The organism is Cyanobium gracile UHCC 0281 (genome assembly GCF_034931305.1).
Classification (GTDB): Bacteria; Cyanobacteriota; Cyanobacteriia; order PCC-6307; family Cyanobiaceae; genus Cyanobium; species Cyanobium gracile_A.
This window is the reverse complement of record NZ_JAYGHY010000004.1, coordinates 63012-80750: the sequence shown is the minus strand read 5'-3', so window position 1 is coordinate 80750 and position 17739 is coordinate 63012. Positions and strand designations below refer to the sequence as shown.

Here is a 17739-nt window from a genome sequence, read left to right as displayed (position 1 = left end):
GTACGGTGCACCGTTCCGATCTTATGAGGAAGTCAGCACAGACTTCCGCCAAATGGTTCGATCGTTACAGCGGCTGATTGCCACGCGGACCTCCGCCCTACGGAATGGCCAAAAAAAAGGGTCCCCGAAGGGACCCAGAGGAATCGAAGAGCGAAGCGACTCAAACGAGGGCGCTGATGGCGTAATCGATGTAGTTGTTGGCGATGACGCCGGCGTCGCCGGAGACACCGTGGTTGGCCTTGATGTAGGTCAGGGCTTCCACGTACCAGGAGGGGGAGAGCTCGAAGGTGCGGTTGATCTCGTCGAGACCGGCCACGAGGTACTCATCCATGGGGCCGGTGCCACCGGCGACCAGGCAGTAGGTGACCATGCGGAGGTAGTAGCCGATGTCACGGGCACACTTGGCCTTGCCGCGGGCGTCGGAGGCGTAGTTGCTCCCCTGCATCTGGGTGGTGTAGGGGAACTTGTTGTAGACGGCCTGGGCGGCGCCGTTCACCAGGGAGTCGGCGTTGGCGGTGAGGGCCTTGGCGGCTTCCAGGGCGTTCTTGGCGCGCTCGAAGCGACCGAAGGCGGCGTTGAGCTCGGTGTTGGAGAGGAAGCGGCCCTGGGAATCAGCGGCTGCGACGGCCTCGGTGAGGGGAGTCTTCATTTGAAGGTTGTTAGAGAGAAGGTGAACCGGAAGATGAAGCGGAGATCAGGCGACAGCAGCAGCTGCGCGATCGAAGTAGGTGCCGATTTCGGACATCAGGGAGGAGCAGTCGCCCTGGGTGATGCCGTTGCGGTCATTGGCGATGCCGATGGCAGCGTCCTTCATCTTGCGGATGCCTTCGGCCACGGAAGCGCCGGGGACGCCGAGGGCCAGGTAGGTCTCGCGGAGGCCGTTGAGGCAACGGTCTTCGAGGACGGAAGCGTCACCGGTGAAGACGGCGTAGGTGACGTAGCGGAGAACGATCTCCATGTCGCGCAGGCAGGCAGCCATGCGGCGATGGGTGTAAGCGTTGCCGCCGGGGGCGATCAGGGCGGGCTGTTGATCGAACAGCTCGCGGGCTGCGTTGGTGACGATCTTGGAGGCGTTGGAGGTGATGCGATTCACGGCATCCATACGCTTGAAGCTGTCAGCGACGACGCCGGAAAGGGCATCGATCTGACCAGCGTTGAGGAATTCGCCGCGGGCATCAGCCTGAGCAACGACCTTGGTGAAGGCGTCGAACATTGAGTTAGCTCCTGTTCTCGACGTCGAACGTCGGGATTGGGTGGGTAAGGGGGGTGAGTCTGGTGCGTCAGCCCGGTGATGGCCTGGCCGACGTCGACTGCGTCGTTGCTTTCGATGATCGCCTGGCCTCGGCCGGGCATCGCTCCGAAAGACCTCCCTATTGTTGTGCCCCGCGTCCATGGGATGGGGGGACCTTAATAAATGGTCACTAGCCCCAAGATTCCAGCTGCTGCAACCGTTTTGCCTCGCTCTCGAGGTCCATGGGTTCAAGCTGAACGGTTGTCCTGGAGGATCGGTGCCAGGCACTGTCGGCCCATGTCTCGCCTGCCAGCAAAAAGGGCCCCCACATCGGGGACCCTCTGGCGACGGATCGCGGCTGGGGCTGAGGCGGAGCCTGGGCTCAGCCGTCTTCCCTGGCCTTGCCTTTCCCCTTGCGGGGGGCCGGCTGATCCGGGCTGCCACCACCGGTCACGGAGACGCTGACGATCCGTCCACCCAGGGAGTGAACCAGACGCATGGTCTCGTTCATGCGGGTGAAGGGCACGTTCATGACCATGTCCGCCGTGCGGGAATAGTCGTTGTTGCTCACACCGGTGACGGTGAGGGCCACCTGGCGGGAGCTGCTGAGGCCGGTGCCTCGGGTACCTGCGGAAACCTTCATGGATTCGGTGGGGTAAGGGGGAAAGGCTGGACGGGAAACCGGTTCAGTTGACCGGGGTGATGCTGGCGATGCGGCCGCCTTCCCGCAGAATCTGCTGCTGGGTCTGCAGCAGCTTGTTGAAGGGGATGAAGCGCACCCGGTTGCTGCGCTTGTGCAGGCGGTAGTTGTTGAAGCCGGAGATCTCCACCCGGAAGGTGCGGCCCTCTTCGCCGGCTCCCACGCCCTGGCGGGTGAGGCCATCGGTGCTGACCTTGCGGAACACGCTGCCGCGGGCGTTGGGGCTCACCACCGGCATGGGGGCTTCCGCATGCACGGAGGGATTGAGGCGGGACTGGTTCTTGAGCAGGTCGCCCCGCACTGAGGCGCCCACGCCCCGGGTGAGTTGGAGCATGTAGGAGAACTGCAGGCCCTGCTGGCCGGAGGAGTAGTCCCAACCGTGCAGGTAGGGCACCACCTCTTCGCCGAAGCGGGTCTGATACTCGGCACTGTCGATGTAGGAGTCGATCTCGGCGTCGTAGCCCTGCTCCTGCAGGATCGTGAAGTGGTGCAGCATCTCAGCCTTGTTCTGGGGGGCCCGGCCCAGGAGATGCTTGAAGTTCAGCTCGATGAAGCGGTAGGGATTGCAGTTCTCGAAGAACTTGGCCTTGTACAGGCCACTCTTGGCCACCTGCCGGACGAACTCCCGCACGCTGAGGTAGCCGCGCTTGAACAGGGACTCCGGACCCGTGAGCCGCTCGCTGGACATCACGTACTGGTTACCGAGCACCTGCTTGTAGACGGCGCGGATCAGGGCAGCCTTGTCGTTTTCAGTGGCGTTCGTCCAGTTTTCCTTGTTGCGGTCGCTGGAGAAACGCTCGATGCCCAGATAGGCAGCGTTGGCAAGTGTCATGAGCGTGGGGGGCCGGAGGGAGAAACGTTGGTTAGGAGGTCGGAGGGCAGGGCGAGTGGCCACTGCGCGATCGGCAGACGCCTTCAAGGACGGCTGCAGCAAACGTCCCGATCATGGGCTGCAAGGCGGATCCTATGGGCCTGTCCGCTCGCCACGACAGGGTTTTCAGAATCGTTACAAACCCCCCGATCGGCGCTGCCCCGCCCGACCCCGTCAGCCCCTGGGGTTGTGCCCCCTGGCGGGCTGGCCCCACCCCGATACCATCCGGCCATCATCCCGGTGCCGTCATGACTGCTGTTGTGCCCCTGTCCGAGGACGCCTCCCTGCGGTTGGCCGACCAGCTGCAGGTCCTCTCCCAGGTCGCCGAAGCGCTCACCTACCGCCTGCTGGAGCTCGAGGAACGCTTGGAGGGCCAGGACGAGCGGATCGGCGAACGTCTGCAGCAGGTCGCCGGCAGGGAGGCGGCCCATGGCGTGGCCATGGATCAGCGGCTGGGCGACACCGAAGAGCGACTGGCCAGGATCGAGGCGGCGCTTCGGGGTCTGGATCGCACCGGGGGGTCCCGCCATCTGCAGGCGGTGCAGCCGCCGGCGCTGCAGCAGGAGCTGCCGGGCTCCCTCACGGAGGACGAAGGCTTTGATCTGGGACCGGAGGACACCGACCCCTTCCTCGACGAGGGGGAGCAGCCCTTCATGGACGAACTGATCGCCGGCTGAAGCCCCGGGACGTCTCCCTGTCGTGAACCTCAGTCCCTCAGTTCTCCAGCCAGGACGGGGGGATGTCGCCGTTGTAGTCGTGGGTGCGCTCGAATTCAAACGGTCCGGCCAGCGATCCCCAGAGCTGCTCATGGGTGGCCGGATCGTGACCCCGATCGATGGTGCGCATGCCCCGGGGGTCGATCTCGAAGCTGCTGACCAGATAGGCGAGGCTGCCCTTGCGCTCCACGAGGCAACGGCAACCGGGTTCCACCTCGCCACTGAAGCCTTCGCCCATCTCCCGCACCAGATAGGTGCAGCCTTCCAGGGGCAGCAGGTCGGCGGCGCCGATGCTCTGGCGTCGCTCGTCGTCTTCGATGGCACCCCAGAAACGCTGCTCGTCGCGAAGGGCCTGGTTGTGGATGATCAGCGCGCCGTCGCGCTGTTCGGCCCGGAGCACCCGGATCCGGTAGGGAGTGCCGGGGGTGATGGCGTAGCTCTGCTCGAGGAGCAGCGAACCCGGAGCCAGCTGGGGCAGCGGCCGGAACTTGACCAGGATGTGGGCGTAAAGGGGCGGGTTGTCGAAGGCCTGGGCCTGGTTGCTGAAGCCAGCGCTCAGCTGCTGGATGAGGCGGGCAAGGGAGCTGCTCATGGGGCGCAACCTAGAGGTCGAGCAGGCGGATCCGGAAGGCGCCCACCTGGCGGGCCGTGGCCGGATCGCCCTGGGCGAAGGGGTGGTCGGCCACGCAGCCGAGGATGGCGTCAAGCTTCGCAGCGGCCGACAGACCGTGGGACGGATCCTCTCGGCTGTGGGCCTGCCAGGCTTCGTCGAACGCCTGGGCAAAGCTGTCGGCGTTGTTGAAGATCTGGCTGGAGGTCGAAGGCGGCTGGGGCATGGTGATGGGCTGCAGCGCAGTCCGCACGCAATGCCAGGACCCAGATTTGAACTGGGGACACGGCGATTTTCAGTCGCCTGCTCTACCAACTGAGCTATCCCGGCCCGTCGCCGAAGCGACCTTCGGATCTTAGATCACGGCCTGCTGCGGGATCGGCCCCCAGGGGTGCGGGCCAGGCAGAGCATCCCCACCACAGGCCAGCCGTGCGTTTCCAGGGCCAGGGCGGCGTTGCACCCGGTGGCTCCGCTGGTGAGGATGTCGTCGACGATCAGCACCGGCCGCCCCGTGGCTTCGCCGGGGCGGGGTCCGCGGCGGCAGTGGAAGGCGCCCTCCTGGTTGGCCAGGCGCATGGCCCGCTTCAGATGGTGCTGGCCGAGCACCGGCCGCGACCGCTCCAGCAGGTCGTCGTGGCGGTAGCCCAGCTGGTGCACGAGCTGGCGGCACACCAGAGCGGGCAGGGGGTTGCCGCGCCGTTTCCAGCTCGGCACCGGCACCAGCAGCGGCCGCCGCCGCCACTGGGGCAGACCCTCCGCCAGCACCCGCACCAGGGCGGCGATCCGGGCCTCCTCAGGCCGCTGCCGCAACCCGAGCAGCAACCGTCGCAGCTCTCCGTCGTAGGACCCGGCCGCCCACCACAGCAGGGGCTCGTTGCCCCTCTGGCCACCATCCGGCAGCGGGAGCTGGCGGCGGCAGGTGGGGCAGGGGGCTGCGGCGGCGTGCTGAGGCGGCTGCAGGCCGCGACACAGGGGGCAGGGGGTGGCGGCGAGCCAGTCGAGCGGCAGCCGAACCAGGTGGGCGAGGAGGGTCAGGGGTCTGGCGCTGCTGCTTCAAGCCTTCCCGGGGAGCGACCGCAGCATGGCCACCAGGGTGCGGTGGGCGTCTTCGCTGTCGCTGAGAGTGTGGTCGAAGGGCACCTCCACTCGGGTGCCGTCCACCTCCAGGCGCATCGCCTGGGGCTCCACGGCCACCATCCGGGCCTCCCTGGCCTCGGTGCGGCCGCCGTAGTGGCGGGCATAGGCCAGAACGGCTTCGGCGTGGTCGTCGTTCATGTGCTTGCAGATGCGGTCGCTCACCGCGGCGGTGAGGGGATCGGCGGCCATGGGGTGGAAGCGGATGGGGGGATTCTGGGCTCAGGCGCCGGCAAACCGCTGCCAGAGCAGCAGGCCCAGACGCACACCGCTGAAGCCCACAAATCCCGCCAGCACGATGAACAGCGCGATGGAGAGGATCGAGCTGAGGCGTTCGTTCATGGCCGTAGGGGTGGTGATTCGATCTCCATCCTGAAGCTGGCCCTGGCCAGCAGGGCCATGCCGAGGGCCGCCGTGCGTTTCGGTCGGTTCAGCACCGGGATCCCCAGGGCCCGCGAGCGGAGGGCCCGCCACTGGCTGTTACAGGCGCCGCCACCGACGCTGATCACCCGCTGCAGGGCCGGCGCCCCCAGCTGCCGCAGCCGTTGCCAGCCCGTCGCCTCGATGGCGGTGAGGCCCTCGAGCAGGGCCTGCAGGTAGCGGGCATCGCTGACGGGCCTCGGCTCCAGGATCGGCTCCAGCTCCGGGTCATCCACGGGAAAACGTTCACCTTTGCGGCTCAGGGGGAGCAGCTGGAGCCCCGTCGGGCGGTCCGGAGTGATCTGGCGGCTCAGCTCAGCGATCCGTTCGTCGTCGAAGAAGCGGCGCAGCACCCCGGCGCCGGCGTTGGAGGCCCCCCCCGCCAGCCAGCGGCCGGCCACCCGGTGGTTGCTGAGGCCGACGCCGGCCAGGGGCGCCGCCACGAACTGCTTCAGCACCAGGGTGGTGCCCAGCACGGCGATGCCATCGCCGGCCTGGGGGTCGGCGGCCAGCACGGCGGCATTGGCATCGGTGCTGCCCGCCACCACCTGGCACTCCTCGGACAGGCCCAGGCACGCCGCCGACGCAGGGGCGAGTGGGCCCAGCAGGCTGCCGCTGGAGCGGATCTGCGGCAGCGTCTCCACGCCCAGGCCTGACGCCACACCAGGGAGCCAGGTTCCCTGCTCCAGGTCCCAGCCCAGGCGCACGTTGTTGCCCTCCTCGCCCCAGCGCCAGTCGTCCATCAACCAGCCCATCAGCCAGTCGGCCTGGTGGCGCAACAGCAGGCCCGGCCCTAGCCCCGCGTCCCTGGCCAGGGCCAGCAGGCGCAGGGCCCTGGCCAGGCTGCCGCTGGCGCTGGCGGCCGGATGGCTGGGGGGGCCGCCGGACGGCTGGCCCAGAAGCGCTGTGATGGCCCCGGTCTGTTCCGTGCAGGCCAGGTGGTACGGCAGAGCCTGCTCCAGGGGCGGCGCCAGCAGGCGGCCATCGGCCCCGCAGGCCAGCAGGGTGCCGGAGGTGCCATCGATGGCGATGGCACGCACCCGGTGGCGGATCGCTTCGGGAACAGTGGCCAGCAGCTCAATCAGCCCCTGCCGCCAGGCGTCAGGCTCTTCCAGGCGACCGGGGTAGGGGGACTGCCGGCTCAGCAGGGGGTCATCGGGCTGGCCGCCGGACGACCCAGCTTCCGCCAGAACGGCCAGGCGCAGGCCGCTGCTGCCGAGGTCAACCCCCAGAAACAGCGCTGACACGGCTCGCCGTGGCCTGCTTCAGGGTGGCGGCGATGTCGCTGACGTCCTCCCAGGGAAGGTCGAGATCCTTGCGGCCGAAGTGGCCGTAGGCCGCCACGTCCTGGTAGAAACGCCCGCCCCGCTGCTGGGGCAGTTCCCGCAGACCGAAGGCCTCGATGATCGCGCCGGGCCGCAGGTCGAAATGCTCCTGCACCAGGGCGGTGAGGTCGGCATTGTCGAGGGCACCGGTGCCGAAGCTTTCCACCAGGATGCTCACGGGCCGGGCCACGCCGATGGCGTAGCTGAGCTGCACTTCGGCCTTGTGGGCCAGACCTGCCGCCACAAGCGCCTTGGCCACATAGCGGGCCGCGTAGGCGGCGGAGCGGTCCACCTTGGTGGGGTCCTTGCCGGAGAAGGCACCGCCGCCGTGGCGGGCATAGCCGCCGTAGGTGTCGACGATGATCTTGCGGCCCGTCAGGCCGGCGTCGCCCTGGGGGCCGCCCACCACGAACTTGCCGGTGGGGTTGACGTAGAAGCGGGTGCCTTCCTTGGTGGGCTTCAGGGGCAGATCGGCGGTGGCGGGGAGCACCACGTGCGTCCAGAGGTCGTCCTTGATGCGCTGCTGCACGGCCTTCTCATCGCTGAGGCCCTCCACTTCAGCGGTGTGCTGGGTGGAGATGAGGATCGTGTCGATCGCCACGGGGCGATTGTCCTCGTACTCCACGCTCACCTGGGTCTTGCCGTCGGGGAGCAGGTAGCCGAGGCTGCCGTCGTGGCGCACCTGGGCCAGCCGCAGGGCCAGCCTGTGGGCCAGGCTGATCGGCAGGGGCATCAGCTCCGGAGTTTCGTCGCAGGCGTAGCCGAACATGATGCCCTGGTCGCCGGCGCCCACCTTGTCGAGGGGGTCGCCGGCGTGGTCGTCCGCCTCATCCACGCCCTGGGCGATGTCGGGCGACTGTTGATCGAGGGCGATCAGCACGGCGCAGCTCCTGGCATCGAAGCCACCGGCGCGGGCCCCGCTGTAGCCGATCTGCTCGATCACGCCCCGCACCAGGGTGTTGAAGTCGACCCGGGCGTTGGTGGTGACCTCCCCCGTGATCAGGCAGAGGCCGGTGTTGACCACGGTCTCGCAGGCCACCCGGCTGGCGGGGTCCTGGGCCAGCAGGGCGTCAAGCACGGCATCGCTGACCTGGTCGCAGATCTTGTCGGGGTGGCCTTCCGTCACCGATTCCGAGGTGAAGACGAAACGGCTCATGGGGGAATGCGATCAGTCGATGGGTGAGCTTATTCCCACAGGCTGGCCGGCCCCGGCAGGGATGGACGGAGCGGCCAGCGTCGAGACGCCTTGGGGCACCACGGTCAGCTCCCGCCAGTGATCCAGTTGCAGGAAGGAGCCGTCCAGCTCCACCGGCCGCCGCCAGCCGGACCGGTACCCCAGCACCACCGGCACTCCGGCGGCCCGGGCCATGCGCAGGTCGCTGTTGGCGTCACCGATCAGGGCACAGCCCTCCACGCCCACGCCCAGGTCGTTGCACAGGCCGTGGACGGCGGCGGGGTCAGGCTTGCGGGGCTGATGTTCGGCGCTCCAGATGGCCTGCACGTAGGAGGCCAGATCATGGGCGGCCAGGAAGGCTTCGATGCCGTCGACATGGTCGTTGCTGATCACGGCGCAGCGCACCCCGGCCCGGTTCAGGGACTCCAGCAGCGGGCGCAGGCCGGCGGTGGGGGCCGGCCGCTGTGTGCTCCCCTGGCCGTGCAGGGCGTCGGTGCGGGCGAACACGGCTTCGGCCATGGCCAGGGCTTCGGGCCAGCCCAGGCCCACTTGCACGAGGGCGGTGGCGGTGGCCACCAGGTTCTGGTCGCGGCTGGCCACCGCCATGGTGCCGGCGGGATGGACGCCTTCGGTGGCAAGGCCGTAGGCGCGGTGGAGCAGGTCGCCCAGGTCGCGGTGACGCTCCGGGTCGCCGGCGGCCAGATCGGCCAGGGCCAGACAGTGAAAGACCCTGGCCTGGGCCAGGGCCACGAGCATCGGCTCGCTGTGGCTGATGGTGCCGTCCTTGTCGAACAGCACCGCCTCCAGAGAACGATCCCCGCAGGGAAGGGGTGTGCCCCGCAACGACAGAAGCACCATCGTCAGAGGGCCGGAGCCAGGGGCTTCATTCGAGCGAGACGCCCATGGGCTCGTTGTCCTCAGCCTGCTCCAGCAGCATCTGCTTGTAGCGGGCGGCCATTTCCTCGGCCTTGTCGAACACCTTCTGGGGATCGCTCAGCATGTCACCGGGTTCCGGCTCGAGGGCCTTGGTGGACAGCGAGATCCGGCCCCTCTCAGCGTCGAGATCGATGATCATCACCTTCATCTGATCGTTGACATTGAGCACCGTGTGGGGCGTCTCGATGTGCTCGTGGCTGATCTCGGAGATGTGCAGCAGACCGCTGACACCACCGATGTCGATGAAGGCGCCATAGGGCTTGATGCCCCGGACGGTACCCAGCACCACTTCGCCCACTTCGAGGCGATTCATCTTGCGCTCCACCAGGGCGCGGCGATGGCTCAGCACCAGGCGGTTGCGCTCTTCGTCCACCTCGAGGAACTTGAGGGGGAGGAAGTCGGCCACGAGCTCCTCCTTGGCCTTGCGGGTGCTGATGTGGCTGCCGGGGATGAAGCCCCGCAGGCCCTCCACCCGCACCAGGGCACCACCACGGTTGGTGGCGAACACTTCGCTGTAGATGGTGGCGTCTTCCTTCTGCAGCTGGCGCACCCGCTCCCAGGCACGCTGGTACTCGATGCGTCGCACCGACAGGGTGAGCTGGCCGTCTTCGTTTTCCTCGCTGAGGATGAAGAATTCGCGCACCTCGCCGGGCTCGAGCACGTCGGAGAGATGCTCGACGCGGTTGATCGACACCTCCTGGAGAGGCATGAAGGCTGCGGTCTTGGCGCCGATGTCGATCATGGCGCCCTTCGATTCCAGGGCGAACACGGTGCCGTTGACGACGTCACCCGGCTTGAAGTTGTAGTCGTACTTGCTGAGCAGAGCCGCGAACTCGTCCAGCGTGAAGCCCACACCGTCGCCGTCCCGAGCGCTGACCCTGCTGCTGGAGTCGTCGGCGCTGGGTACCTCTTCCGGGATTGCCAGATCGAGTTCCGCTGTGGTCTCGATGTCGGCGGCCTCCTCGCTGCTGATCGGCGTGAGGGCCTCGAGGGTGTCGGCTTCGGAAGAAGGAGTGAGGGTCATGGAGCTGGGGCGGTCTGCCGGTGGCAGTGCGAAGGAACGGGGTGACTGCCCGCCTGCAGCGCACACCCGATCAATCACTCTATCAATGGACCGGCAGACCAACCGCGCGAGGGCCTGGAGCCGGCCTCAGCCGACCACCGCCAGGCGGCTCTTGGTCTTGCCCCGGTTCCCCAGGCCTTCCAGGGTGGCCACGAAATCGCTGACGCCCTGGAACTGGCGGTAGACGGAGGCAAAGCGCACGTAGGCGACTTCGCTCATCTCCCGCAGGCGCTCCAGCACCAGTTCCCCGATCTCGTTGCTGCTCACCTCTCGGCCGGCCCGCTGCTGCAGCACCAGTTCGATGTCGTCGACGACAGCCTCCAGCCGGGAAGGTTCGAGGCCTGTTTTCTCGCAGGCCCTCAGCAGGCCATGCAGGAGTTTGCTGCGATTGAAGGTTTCCCTGCTGCCGTTGCGCTTGACCACGGTGATCGGGACAGTCTCAACCCGTTCGTAGGTGGTGAAGCGAAAATCACAGTTGAGGCACTCCCTGCGTCGCCGCACACTGCGTCCGGAATCGGCGGCCCTTGATTCCAGAACACGGCTATCGGTGTGTTGGCAGGAGGGACATTGCATCCCTGGGCACGCTTCCAAGTCTTTGGAGTGTAAACAGCTACGCGCACAAAGAGAAGGGCTTGCCTTCAAGGTGGGGCCCCAGGCAAGAAAAAACCCCTGGTTTCCCAGGGGTTGAAGCAATCCGGAAGCGTGGTCACTTGCCGATTTTCGGGGGATCGCGGAAGGCGATCGCGAAAAAGAGCGTGGAAATGGCCAGGGCCAGGATCAGGATGTAGGCGAAGCTCTCCATGGGAATCCTCGGGGGGGCTGGCGGTCAGCTGAGGGGGGAGCCGGCCGGGGGCACGAAGCCCTCGGGCAGGCGTCGGGTGGAACGGTCGCCCAGCTTGGCGAACAGACCGAATTCCACCTGCTCACCGAGATCGGGGTCGATACCGGCGAAGACATCACGGTAGAGGGTGCGGGCACCGTGCCAGATGTGGCCGAAGAAGAAGAGCAGGGCGAAGCAGGCATGGCCGAAGGTGAACCAGCCGCGAGGGGAGCTGCGGAAGGTGCCGTCGGAGTGGTAGGTCTCGCGGTCGAACTCGAAGGCCTCGCCAAGCTGGGCTTTGCGGGCCAGTCGCTTGACGTCGGCGGGATCGGTGAACGTCTGACCGTTGAGGGCACCGCCGTAGACGGTGGCCGTCACGCCCTGCTGCTCAAAGGAGTACTTCGCCTCGGCACGACGGAAGGGGATGTCGGCGCGGACGATGCCCTGGTCGTCTTGGAGGACCACCGGGAAGTTCTCGAAGAAGTTGGGAAGGCGACGGACCTCGAGGTCGTGGCCCTCCTTGTCGGTGAAGGAGATGTGCCCGATCCAGGAGGTGGGCAGGCCGTCACCGTTGATCATCGGGCCCACGCGGAACAGACCGCCTTTGGCGGGACTGTTGCCGACGTAGTCGTAGAAGGCCAGCTTCTCGGGGATGGCCGCGAAGGCCTCGGCCTTGGTGGCGCCGTTGTCGATGGCGGTCTGGACGCGACGGTTGATCTCCGTCTTGAAGTAGTTCTGATCCCACTGGTAGCGGGTGGGGCCGAACAGTTCGACCGGCGTGGCCGCAGAGCCGTACCACATGGTTCCTGCCACGATGAAGGCCGCGAAGAACACCGCCGCAATGGCGCTGGCCAGGACCGTCTCGATGTTGCCCATGCGGAGCGCCTTGTACAGGCGTTCCGGCGGTCGGGTGGTGATGTGGAAGATGCCGGCGATGATCCCCACGATGCCGGCGGCGATGTGGTGGGCCACGATGCCGCCCGGGTTGAAGGGGTTAAAGCCTTCAGGCCCCCAGGAGGGCTGCACCGCCTCCAGGTGGCCCGTGAGGCTGTAGGGATCCGAGATCCACATCCCCGGTCCGAAGACGCCGGTGAGGTGGAAGGCTCCGAAGCCGAAGCAGCCCAGGCCCGCCAGCAGCAGATGGATGCCGAAGATCTTGGGCAGGTCGAGGGCTGGCTCCCCGGAGCGGGGGTCCTGCCAGATCTCGAGATCCCAGTAGGTCCAGTGCCAGATGGCGGCAAGGAAGAGCAGGCCACTGAAGATGATGTGGGCGGCGGCCACGCCTTCGAAGCTCCAGAAGCCGGGGTCGACGCCGGTTTCACCGGTGACGCTCCAGCCCCCCCAGCTGCCTGTCACGCCCAGGCGGGCCATGAAGGGCATGACGAACATGCCCTGGCGCCACATGGGGTTGAGGACCTGGTCGGAGGGGTCGAAGATCGCAAGCTCGTAGAGCGCCATGGAGCCGGCCCAGCCGGCTACCAAGGCGGTGTGCATGAGGTGCACGGCCAGCAGTCGGCCCGGGTCGTTGATGACGACCGTGTGCACCCGGTACCAGGGCAATCCCATTGGGGGGTCAGGTCTGGGTTGACAGTTGCCGAAGCCGATCGCCGGAGCGATGACGGCTAAGGAGACGCTCGGTGATTACCGATCCGTGCTGGCGATGGTAAGGGTTGCGGGCAACACCGCGGGGCCCCAGGTAACGGACCGCAACGGCGCGATTCACAATGGGAGTCATCCCGTCCCCTGAGAGGCCTCCGCCATGCCCGTGATCCGGTTCGTCCGTGAGCAGCGCGATGTGGCGTGCTACCCGGGGGAAAATCTGCGTGAGGTGGCCCTGCGCGAGGGCATTGAGCTCTACGGCCTCAAGGGCCGCCTGGGCAACTGCGGCGGCTGCGGCCAGTGCATCACCTGTTTCGTGGAGGTGGTGGAGGGGGGCGCTGACAACGCCCTCACCGAGCAGACCTCGGTGGAGCTGCTGAAGCTGAAACGGCGCCCCCAGACCTGGCGGCTGGCGTGTCAGGCCCTGGTGCAGAAGTCGGTGATGGTGCTCACCAGGCCCCAGGTGGGACTGGCCGATCGGGAGGGGGAACTGGGCCGGGCCCGATCTCTGCCCCTGCCGGAGGGTCCCACCGCCTGGCCCGAGCCCCCCGCCGCACCGGAGGCGGTGGATTCCCAGGCGTCCGAAGCGGCGTCCGAAGGCCCCGGGGCTCCATCCACAACGAGCGATGAAGGGGGCGTCCTTCCCGCCGATGGGCGGTGATACCTTCTCAGAACCTCTCCAGCAGTCATGGAAACCAACGACCTCGGCTTCGTTGCCAGCCTCCTGTTCGTTCTGGTTCCCGCCGTCTTCCTGATCATTCTCTACATCCAGACGAACAGCCGCCAGGGCGGCTGAACCGGGTTCAGCGGACCCGCCCCTCCGGCTCCCGCACCAGCAGCACCGGGGCCGGGGCGTGGACACGGATGTAGTCGCTCACCGAGCTGCCCAGGAGTTTGTCGAGATCCACCAGGCCCCGGGCCACCAAGGGCCGACGGTCCTGGGAGGCGATCACCACCAGATCGGCCTTCACATCTGCGGCGGTGCCGCAGACGCCCCGGGCGATGTCACCGGTGCGGTGCAGGCCCTTCATCTCCACCCCGAAGCTGCGGGCCCGCTGAATGGCCTTCAGCAGCACCTCATCGCCGGGGGTGCGCCCCCCCCGGGAGGGGGTGATGTCCTGGCGGGACACGTGCACGCCGGTGAGGCTGCCGCCGGGGATCCCCTGCACCAGCTCGCAGGCCAGCTTGAGGGCGTCATCGCCCACCCCGGTGCCATCGATGGCCACCAGGACCCGGTTGATGGCCTTGACGTAGAGGTCGTCGCGCACCAGCAGCATGGGCCGGGTCGACAGCTGGAAGACGTACTGGCTGGCGCTGTTGCCGAGGATCGACTGCAGCCTGCCCAGGCCCCGCGACCCCATCACGATCAGATCGGCCTCAAGCTCGTCGGCCACCTTCAGCACGGTCAGCTTGGTGTCGCCTTCGCGCACCACGGTGTTCACCTCCGCTGGGGTGAGGCCGAGGCGTTCGATGGCCTCCTTCACCAGAACCTCGGCCCGCTGGCGATGGCTTTCCAGGTCGAGCCCCCCTTGCTCGGGAATCACGTGCAGCAGGTTGATCCGGGCCTGGCGGCAGGGGGGGATGTCGCGCAGGAGGCGGACCATCTCCTCGACATGGCCCTTGCCGGAATCGGCGATCAGCAGGTTGCGGAACACGGACATCAACGTGGCTCGGCATCAGCCTATGGCTGATCCCCTTTCCGCCATCCCCTGTGGTGAAGACCGTGATGCAGCGTTCGGATGAGGCCTGGTGGCACCTGCGGCGGCGGGTGCTGCCCCAGCACACCGACCATGCCGGAGTGATGTGGCACGGGGCCTATCTGGCCTGGCTGGAGGAGGCGCGCGTCGAGGCCCTGGACAGGGCGGGCCTGGCCTACAGCACCCTCTCCGCCCGGGGGCTGGAGCTGCCGGTGGTGGGGCTGCGCATCGATTACCGGCGGGCCCTGCTCCATGGCGAGAGCGTCGAGATCCGCAGCCGGGTGCTGCCGCGGCTGGGAGTGAAGTTGCCCTGGCACAGCCAGTTCATCGGCCCCGACGGGGCCGTGGCGGCGGAAGCCAGCGTCGATCTGGTGCTGGTGGATCTCTCCGGTGGCGCCTCGCAACGGCGCTTGCTGCGGCGGTTGCCGCAGGATCTGGAGCAGGCCCTGGCGATCCTGCGCTCCGGCCCGGCCGCCGCCAGCGACCAGCCATAGTACGCTTGTACTGCTGTTCGGGCGGTGGGGCGCGGGGATGGGAGATCTGGTGCAGGGGGCCTTCCCGCGGCGCGGGGCCCCGGTCTGGGATCAACAGCGGCGCCTCTGGTGGCTGCTCTGGAGCCGTTGTCCCGGCCTCGGCTGGCAGCGGCTGCGGGCCCTCGAGGCGAGCTGTGGCGGGCTGATGGCCGCCTGGCAGGTGCCCGCCGATGAGCTGGCGGCGGTGCCGGGTCTCGGACCGGGGCTGGTGGCGGTGGTGGAGCGGTTTCGCCATCGCTGGGGCCCCCGGCCCCTGGAGGCCTTCGCCCCCCGGTGCCGCTTCGGCCGTGGGGTGCTGGTGCCAGGGGATCGGGGCTGGCCCGCGGGTCTGCGGGAGCTGCAGCGGCCCCCCCTGCAGCTGTGCTGGCGGGGGCGGGGCAGTCTGTGGCCCCACCTGGGCCTTCGCCGCTCGGTGGCGGTGGTGGGCACCCGGCGTCCGTCCTTGCATGGCCTCTCGATGGCCCGCGCCATCGGCGCCGCCCTGGCCGAGGCGGGATGGCCGGTGCTGAGTGGTCTGGCCGAGGGCATCGATGGGGCGGCCCACGAGGGATGTCTGGCGGCTGGGGGTGCCCCGGTGGGGGTGCTGGGCACACCCCTGGGCCGCGCCTACCCCCTGCACCACGCCTCGCTGCAGCGGCAGGTGGCCCGTGAGGGGCTGCTGGTGAGCGAGCTGGCCGAGGGCGGCAGCGTCCGGCCCGGCAGCTTTGCCGCCCGCAACCGCCTGCTGGTGGCCATGGCGGCCGCGGTGGTGGTGGTGGAGTGCCCGGTGGAGAGCGGGGCGCTGCATTCGGCCGAACGGGCCTGGCAGCTCGAGATGCCGCTCTGGGTGGTGCCCGCCGATGCCGGCCGCGCCTCGGCCATGGGCAGCAACCGTCTGCTGGCCAGGGGCGCCACCCCCCTGCTCCTCCCCGCCGACCTGATCGGCCAGCTGGGCTGGGGCCCCCTGGCCCAGCGGCCCCCTGCAGACCCCCCCACCCCGGCCAGGGAGCTCCAGGGGGCGGAGGTCGAGGGTCTGCTGGAGGCGGTGGGCGGCGGCGCCAGCCTCGAGCAGCTGAGCCTGGCCCTCGAGCGCCCCATGGCTGAGCTGATGCCCCGGCTGCTGGAGCTGGAGCTGGCCGGGCTGTTGCGGGCCGAGGCCGGCCTCTGCTGGCGCCCCTGCTGAGAACGCAAGTGCTGATTAGGCTGCCTCCATGGTTTCCCAGGTCGGCAGCGTCCCCGTCCCTGCGCCTCTGGCGGATGGCCCTGACGGCCTGCTGATCACGGCTTCGGAGCTGCTGGGATGGCGCCGCCGCCTGCTGGCCCTCGGCGGTGACGCCGCCGCCTTCGACTGGCTGCTGGATCTGGGCGGTGGTCTGCGCTGGAGCCAGTTGCAGGCGCTCTGGTGCCATCCGGAGGCCGAGGTTCGGCTCAACGGCTCGCTGGAGCTGCTGGAAGATCTCTGGCGCCGCCACCTCGACACCCACGAGCCCCTGCAGTACTTGGTAGGCCGCTGCCCCTGGCGCGACCTGGAGCTTCCCGTGGCGCCTGGGGTGCTGATCCCCCGGCAGGAAACGGAGCTGCTGGTGGATCTGGCCCTGTCCCTGTGGCCATCAGAGCGCCCCGAAGCCCGCTGGGCCGACCTGGGCACCGGCTCCGGTTGCCTGGCCATCGCCCTGGCCCGCAGTCGTCCCGCCAGTCGTGGCTTCGCCGTGGAAGCCAGCCCTGAGGCCCTCGTCCAGGCCGGCGCCAACCTGAGCCGCTGGGAGCTGCAGGGCCGCGTCACCCTGCTGCCGGGTGACTGGTGGCAGCCGCTGACGCCCTGGTGGGGTGCGCTGGATCTGGTGGTGAGCAACCCTCCTTACATCCCCAGCGCCACCCTTTCAGCACTGGAGCCAGTGGTGCGGGATCACGAACCCCGCCTGGCCCTTGATGGCGGCCCCGATGGGCTGGCGGCCATCCGTTCGATCGTGGCCGGCAGCATCAGGGGCCTGGCCCCTGGCGGCCTGCTGCTGCTGGAGCACCACCACGACCAGAGCGAGGCGGTCGGCGATCTGCTGCTCGCCGCGGGTCTGGAACGGCTCGCGGTGCATGCCGACCTGGAGGGCAGGGCCCGCTTCGCCAGTGGCTGGAGGCCCGGCGGGTGATCAACGCTGCCGTGCCACTGGCCAGGTGCCTGGCGGCGGGGGAGGCGGTCCTGTTCCCCACCGACACCCTGCCCGCCCTGGCCGCCCGGCCCGAAGCGGCCGCCCTGCTTTGGCGGCTGAAGCAACGTCCCGCCGACAAGCCGCTGATCCTGATGGGGGCCGACCTGGCCCAGCTGATCGAGGCGCTGGGCGTGCCCTGGCAACAGCCCTGGATCGAGCAGGCCCAGCTGAGCTGGCCAGGCGCCGTCACCCTGGTGCTTCCGATCGCCGGTCCCTTGACCAACCATCTCCACCCCGGCGGCACGAGCCTGGGGCTGCGTGTCCCGGCCTGCGAGCCGGCGTGTGAACTGCTCCGCCTCAGTGGCCCCCTGGCCACCACCAGTGCCAACCGTTCCGGCGAGCCCCCGGCCACCACGGCGGCTGAGGCGGCGCATCAGTTCCCCGCCCTGTCCCTGCTCGAGCCCCTGCCCTGGCCGGCGGGATCCGGGCAGGCCAGCACGGTTCTGGCCTGGCGGGGGCCAGATCAGGGAGCTGCCAACCCTTGGGCCGTGCTCCGGCCGGGGGGCGCCTGATGCTGCCGGTCCTGCTGGTGGTGCTTCTGGCGGTGGGCCTCAGCCAGTGGTTTGTGGTCCCCCTGGTGCATCTGGCCACCCCCGTGTTCAACCTGGGCTGGCTGGGCTGGGTGGGTCTGGCGGCGCTGCTCTGGCTGTTCGCCGGAGCATGATGCCCAGATACTGAAGGGCTGGCCTGCGGCCGGATCCACCCCCTGGCGCCGAGGAGGCGTGCC

At 68.5% G+C, this 17739-nt stretch carries 24 protein-coding genes and 1 tRNA gene; 8 read left to right on the top strand and 17 right to left on the bottom strand.

The features are described from left to right. Nucleotides 1-160: 160 nt before the first annotated feature. The 4 genes from cpcA to VB739_RS02315 form a co-directional block, all read right to left on the bottom strand. The gene (gene cpcA / locus VB739_RS02330) at nucleotides 161-649 is read right to left on the bottom strand and encodes a phycocyanin subunit alpha (protein WP_015109240.1); all 489 of its coding nucleotides are present in this window, start codon (nucleotides 647-649) and stop codon (nucleotides 161-163) included. Between the two features lie 45 nt (nucleotides 650-694). Continuing rightward, nucleotides 695-1213, bottom strand: a complete 519-nt coding sequence (locus VB739_RS02325; protein ID WP_323355524.1) for a phycocyanin subunit beta — start codon at nucleotides 1211-1213, stop codon at nucleotides 695-697. 400 nt (nucleotides 1214-1613) lie between these two features. Then, the gene (locus VB739_RS02320) at nucleotides 1614-1874 is read right to left on the bottom strand and encodes a phycobilisome linker polypeptide (protein ID WP_323355523.1); all 261 of its coding nucleotides are present in this window, start codon (nucleotides 1872-1874) and stop codon (nucleotides 1614-1616) included. A 43-nt stretch (nucleotides 1875-1917) separates the two neighbouring features. Beyond that, on the bottom strand, nucleotides 1918-2763 hold the full coding sequence (locus VB739_RS02315; RefSeq protein ID WP_216910711.1) for a phycobilisome rod-core linker polypeptide: 846 nt from the start codon (nucleotides 2761-2763) through the stop codon (nucleotides 1918-1920). A gap of 287 nt (nucleotides 2764-3050) precedes the next feature. Between VB739_RS02315 and VB739_RS02310 the strand changes: the two genes are divergently transcribed. Beyond that, nucleotides 3051-3479, top strand: a complete 429-nt coding sequence (locus VB739_RS02310; protein ID WP_323355522.1) for a hypothetical protein — start codon at nucleotides 3051-3053, stop codon at nucleotides 3477-3479. A 37-nt stretch (nucleotides 3480-3516) separates the two neighbouring features. Here VB739_RS02310 and VB739_RS02305 read toward each other — a convergent pair whose 3' ends face one another. The 12 genes from VB739_RS02305 to psbB all read right to left on the bottom strand — a co-directional run bounded on the left by VB739_RS02305 (nucleotide 3517) and on the right by psbB (nucleotide 12566). Continuing rightward, nucleotides 3517-4110, bottom strand: coding sequence for a chromophore lyase CpcT/CpeT (locus tag VB739_RS02305; RefSeq protein WP_323355521.1), 594 nt, complete (start codon nucleotides 4108-4110; stop codon nucleotides 3517-3519). A 10-nt stretch (nucleotides 4111-4120) separates the two neighbouring features. Then, the gene (locus VB739_RS02300) at nucleotides 4121-4354 is read right to left on the bottom strand and encodes a hypothetical protein (protein WP_323355520.1); all 234 of its coding nucleotides are present in this window, start codon (nucleotides 4352-4354) and stop codon (nucleotides 4121-4123) included. A 31-nt stretch (nucleotides 4355-4385) separates the two neighbouring features. Continuing rightward, nucleotides 4386-4458: transfer RNA gene (locus VB739_RS02295), tRNA-Phe, on the bottom strand. 30 nt (nucleotides 4459-4488) lie between these two features. After that, the gene (locus tag VB739_RS02290; RefSeq protein WP_323355519.1) at nucleotides 4489-4950 is read right to left on the bottom strand and encodes a ComF family protein; all 462 of its coding nucleotides are present in this window, start codon (nucleotides 4948-4950) and stop codon (nucleotides 4489-4491) included. Between the two features lie 231 nt (nucleotides 4951-5181). Continuing rightward, complete coding sequence (locus tag VB739_RS02285) at nucleotides 5182-5454, bottom strand: DUF2470 domain-containing protein (RefSeq protein WP_323355518.1); 273 nt, start codon at nucleotides 5452-5454, stop codon at nucleotides 5182-5184. Between the two features lie 146 nt (nucleotides 5455-5600). Further along, nucleotides 5601-6929 (bottom strand): FGGY-family carbohydrate kinase, encoded by a 1329-nt coding sequence (locus VB739_RS02280; protein ID WP_323355517.1) that lies wholly within the window; start codon nucleotides 6927-6929, stop codon nucleotides 5601-5603. Continuing rightward, entirely contained in the window at nucleotides 6904-8163 is a 1260-nt protein-coding gene (metK, locus tag VB739_RS02275) for a methionine adenosyltransferase (protein WP_323355516.1), read from the bottom strand. The genes VB739_RS02280 and metK overlap by 26 nt, the downstream gene beginning before the upstream one ends. Nucleotides 8164-8175: 12 nt before the next feature. Beyond that, on the bottom strand, nucleotides 8176-9039 hold the full coding sequence (locus tag VB739_RS02270; RefSeq protein WP_323355515.1) for an HAD-IA family hydrolase: 864 nt from the start codon (nucleotides 9037-9039) through the stop codon (nucleotides 8176-8178). A 25-nt stretch (nucleotides 9040-9064) separates the two neighbouring features. Next, nucleotides 9065-10141 carry a 30S ribosomal protein S1 gene (locus VB739_RS02265; protein WP_254946223.1) on the bottom strand — a complete coding sequence of 359 codons (1077 nt, stop codon included), beginning with the start codon at nucleotides 10139-10141 and terminating at the stop codon, nucleotides 9065-9067. A gap of 126 nt (nucleotides 10142-10267) precedes the next feature. After that, nucleotides 10268-10753 (bottom strand): transcriptional regulator NrdR, encoded by a 486-nt coding sequence (gene nrdR / locus VB739_RS02260; protein WP_323355514.1) that lies wholly within the window; start codon nucleotides 10751-10753, stop codon nucleotides 10268-10270. A gap of 133 nt (nucleotides 10754-10886) precedes the next feature. Continuing rightward, nucleotides 10887-10982, bottom strand: coding sequence for a photosystem II reaction center protein T (locus VB739_RS02255; protein ID WP_010314684.1), 96 nt, complete (start codon nucleotides 10980-10982; stop codon nucleotides 10887-10889). A gap of 24 nt (nucleotides 10983-11006) precedes the next feature. Then, nucleotides 11007-12566 carry a photosystem II chlorophyll-binding protein CP47 gene (gene psbB, locus VB739_RS02250; RefSeq protein ID WP_323355513.1) on the bottom strand — a complete coding sequence of 520 codons (1560 nt, stop codon included), beginning with the start codon at nucleotides 12564-12566 and terminating at the stop codon, nucleotides 11007-11009. Between the two features lie 193 nt (nucleotides 12567-12759). Here psbB and VB739_RS02245 point away from each other — a divergent pair, with 193 nt between their 5' ends. Together VB739_RS02245 and psbM are read left to right on the top strand one after the other, a co-directional pair. Then, the gene (locus VB739_RS02245) at nucleotides 12760-13260 is read left to right on the top strand and encodes a 2Fe-2S iron-sulfur cluster-binding protein (protein WP_323355512.1); all 501 of its coding nucleotides are present in this window, start codon (nucleotides 12760-12762) and stop codon (nucleotides 13258-13260) included. A gap of 27 nt (nucleotides 13261-13287) precedes the next feature. After that, entirely contained in the window at nucleotides 13288-13395 is a 108-nt protein-coding gene (psbM, locus tag VB739_RS02240) for a photosystem II reaction center protein PsbM (protein ID WP_015109223.1), read from the top strand. A gap of 7 nt (nucleotides 13396-13402) precedes the next feature. Here the strand turns inward: psbM and VB739_RS02235 are convergent, their stop codons facing one another. After that, a complete protein-coding gene (locus VB739_RS02235) occupies nucleotides 13403-14254 on the bottom strand; it encodes a universal stress protein (RefSeq protein ID WP_323355552.1) in 852 nt (283 codons plus the stop codon). A 71-nt stretch (nucleotides 14255-14325) separates the two neighbouring features. Here VB739_RS02235 and VB739_RS02230 point away from each other — a divergent pair, with 71 nt between their 5' ends. The 5 genes from VB739_RS02230 to VB739_RS02210 are packed head-to-tail and all read left to right on the top strand — an operon-like array spanning nucleotide 14326 to nucleotide 17676. Next, entirely contained in the window at nucleotides 14326-14790 is a 465-nt protein-coding gene (locus VB739_RS02230) for an acyl-CoA thioesterase (protein WP_323355511.1), read from the top strand. Nucleotides 14791-14827: 37 nt separating this feature from the next. Then, on the top strand, nucleotides 14828-15991 hold the full coding sequence (locus VB739_RS02225; RefSeq protein WP_323355510.1) for a DNA-processing protein DprA: 1164 nt from the start codon (nucleotides 14828-14830) through the stop codon (nucleotides 15989-15991). A gap of 28 nt (nucleotides 15992-16019) precedes the next feature. Further along, the gene (gene prmC, locus VB739_RS02220) at nucleotides 16020-16952 is read left to right on the top strand and encodes a peptide chain release factor N(5)-glutamine methyltransferase (protein WP_323355509.1); all 933 of its coding nucleotides are present in this window, start codon (nucleotides 16020-16022) and stop codon (nucleotides 16950-16952) included. A gap of 11 nt (nucleotides 16953-16963) precedes the next feature. Beyond that, nucleotides 16964-17524, top strand: coding sequence for an L-threonylcarbamoyladenylate synthase (locus VB739_RS02215; protein WP_323355508.1), 561 nt, complete (start codon nucleotides 16964-16966; stop codon nucleotides 17522-17524). Further along, entirely contained in the window at nucleotides 17524-17676 is a 153-nt protein-coding gene (locus tag VB739_RS02210; protein ID WP_323355507.1) for a hypothetical protein, read from the top strand. The genes VB739_RS02215 and VB739_RS02210 overlap by 1 nt, the downstream gene beginning before the upstream one ends. Nucleotides 17677-17739: the final 63 nt, after the last annotated feature.

Bases quoted from the DNA above. Each gene is read 5' to 3' on its own strand.
- prmC (WP_323355509.1), top strand. From the start codon at position 16,020: ATGGTTTCCCAGGTCGGCAGCGTCCCCGTCCCTGCGCCTCTGGCGGAT.
- VB739_RS02310 (WP_323355522.1), top strand. From the start codon at position 3,051: ATGACTGCTGTTGTGCCCCTGTCCGAGGACGCCTCCCTGCGGTTGGCC.
- psbM (WP_015109223.1), top strand. From the start codon at position 13,288: ATGGAAACCAACGACCTCGGCTTCGTTGCCAGCCTCCTGTTCGTTCTG.
- metK (WP_323355516.1), bottom strand. From the start codon at position 8,163: ATGAGCCGTTTCGTCTTCACCTCGGAATCGGTGACGGAAGGCCACCCC.
- VB739_RS02285 (WP_323355518.1), bottom strand. From the start codon at position 5,454: ATGGCCGCCGATCCCCTCACCGCCGCGGTGAGCGACCGCATCTGCAAG.
- VB739_RS02270 (WP_323355515.1), bottom strand. From the start codon at position 9,039: ATGGTGCTTCTGTCGTTGCGGGGCACACCCCTTCCCTGCGGGGATCGT.
- VB739_RS02255 (WP_010314684.1), bottom strand. From the start codon at position 10,982: ATGGAGAGCTTCGCCTACATCCTGATCCTGGCCCTGGCCATTTCCACG.
- VB739_RS02300 (WP_323355520.1), bottom strand. From the start codon at position 4,354: ATGCCCCAGCCGCCTTCGACCTCCAGCCAGATCTTCAACAACGCCGAC.
- nrdR (WP_323355514.1), bottom strand. From the start codon at position 10,753: ATGCAATGTCCCTCCTGCCAACACACCGATAGCCGTGTTCTGGAATCA.
- VB739_RS02320 (WP_323355523.1), bottom strand. From the start codon at position 1,874: ATGAAGGTTTCCGCAGGTACCCGAGGCACCGGCCTCAGCAGCTCCCGC.
- VB739_RS02305 (WP_323355521.1), bottom strand. From the start codon at position 4,110: ATGAGCAGCTCCCTTGCCCGCCTCATCCAGCAGCTGAGCGCTGGCTTC.
- VB739_RS02265 (WP_254946223.1), bottom strand. From the start codon at position 10,141: ATGACCCTCACTCCTTCTTCCGAAGCCGACACCCTCGAGGCCCTCACG.
- VB739_RS02325 (WP_323355524.1), bottom strand. From the start codon at position 1,213: ATGTTCGACGCCTTCACCAAGGTCGTTGCTCAGGCTGATGCCCGCGGC.
- psbB (WP_323355513.1), bottom strand. From the start codon at position 12,566: ATGGGATTGCCCTGGTACCGGGTGCACACGGTCGTCATCAACGACCCG.
- VB739_RS02230 (WP_323355511.1), top strand. From the start codon at position 14,326: ATGCAGCGTTCGGATGAGGCCTGGTGGCACCTGCGGCGGCGGGTGCTG.
- VB739_RS02315 (WP_216910711.1), bottom strand. From the start codon at position 2,763: ATGACACTTGCCAACGCTGCCTATCTGGGCATCGAGCGTTTCTCCAGC.
- cpcA (WP_015109240.1), bottom strand. From the start codon at position 649: ATGAAGACTCCCCTCACCGAGGCCGTCGCAGCCGCTGATTCCCAGGGC.
- VB739_RS02225 (WP_323355510.1), top strand. From the start codon at position 14,828: ATGGGAGATCTGGTGCAGGGGGCCTTCCCGCGGCGCGGGGCCCCGGTC.
- VB739_RS02210 (WP_323355507.1), top strand. From the start codon at position 17,524: ATGCTGCCGGTCCTGCTGGTGGTGCTTCTGGCGGTGGGCCTCAGCCAG.
- VB739_RS02245 (WP_323355512.1), top strand. From the start codon at position 12,760: ATGCCCGTGATCCGGTTCGTCCGTGAGCAGCGCGATGTGGCGTGCTAC.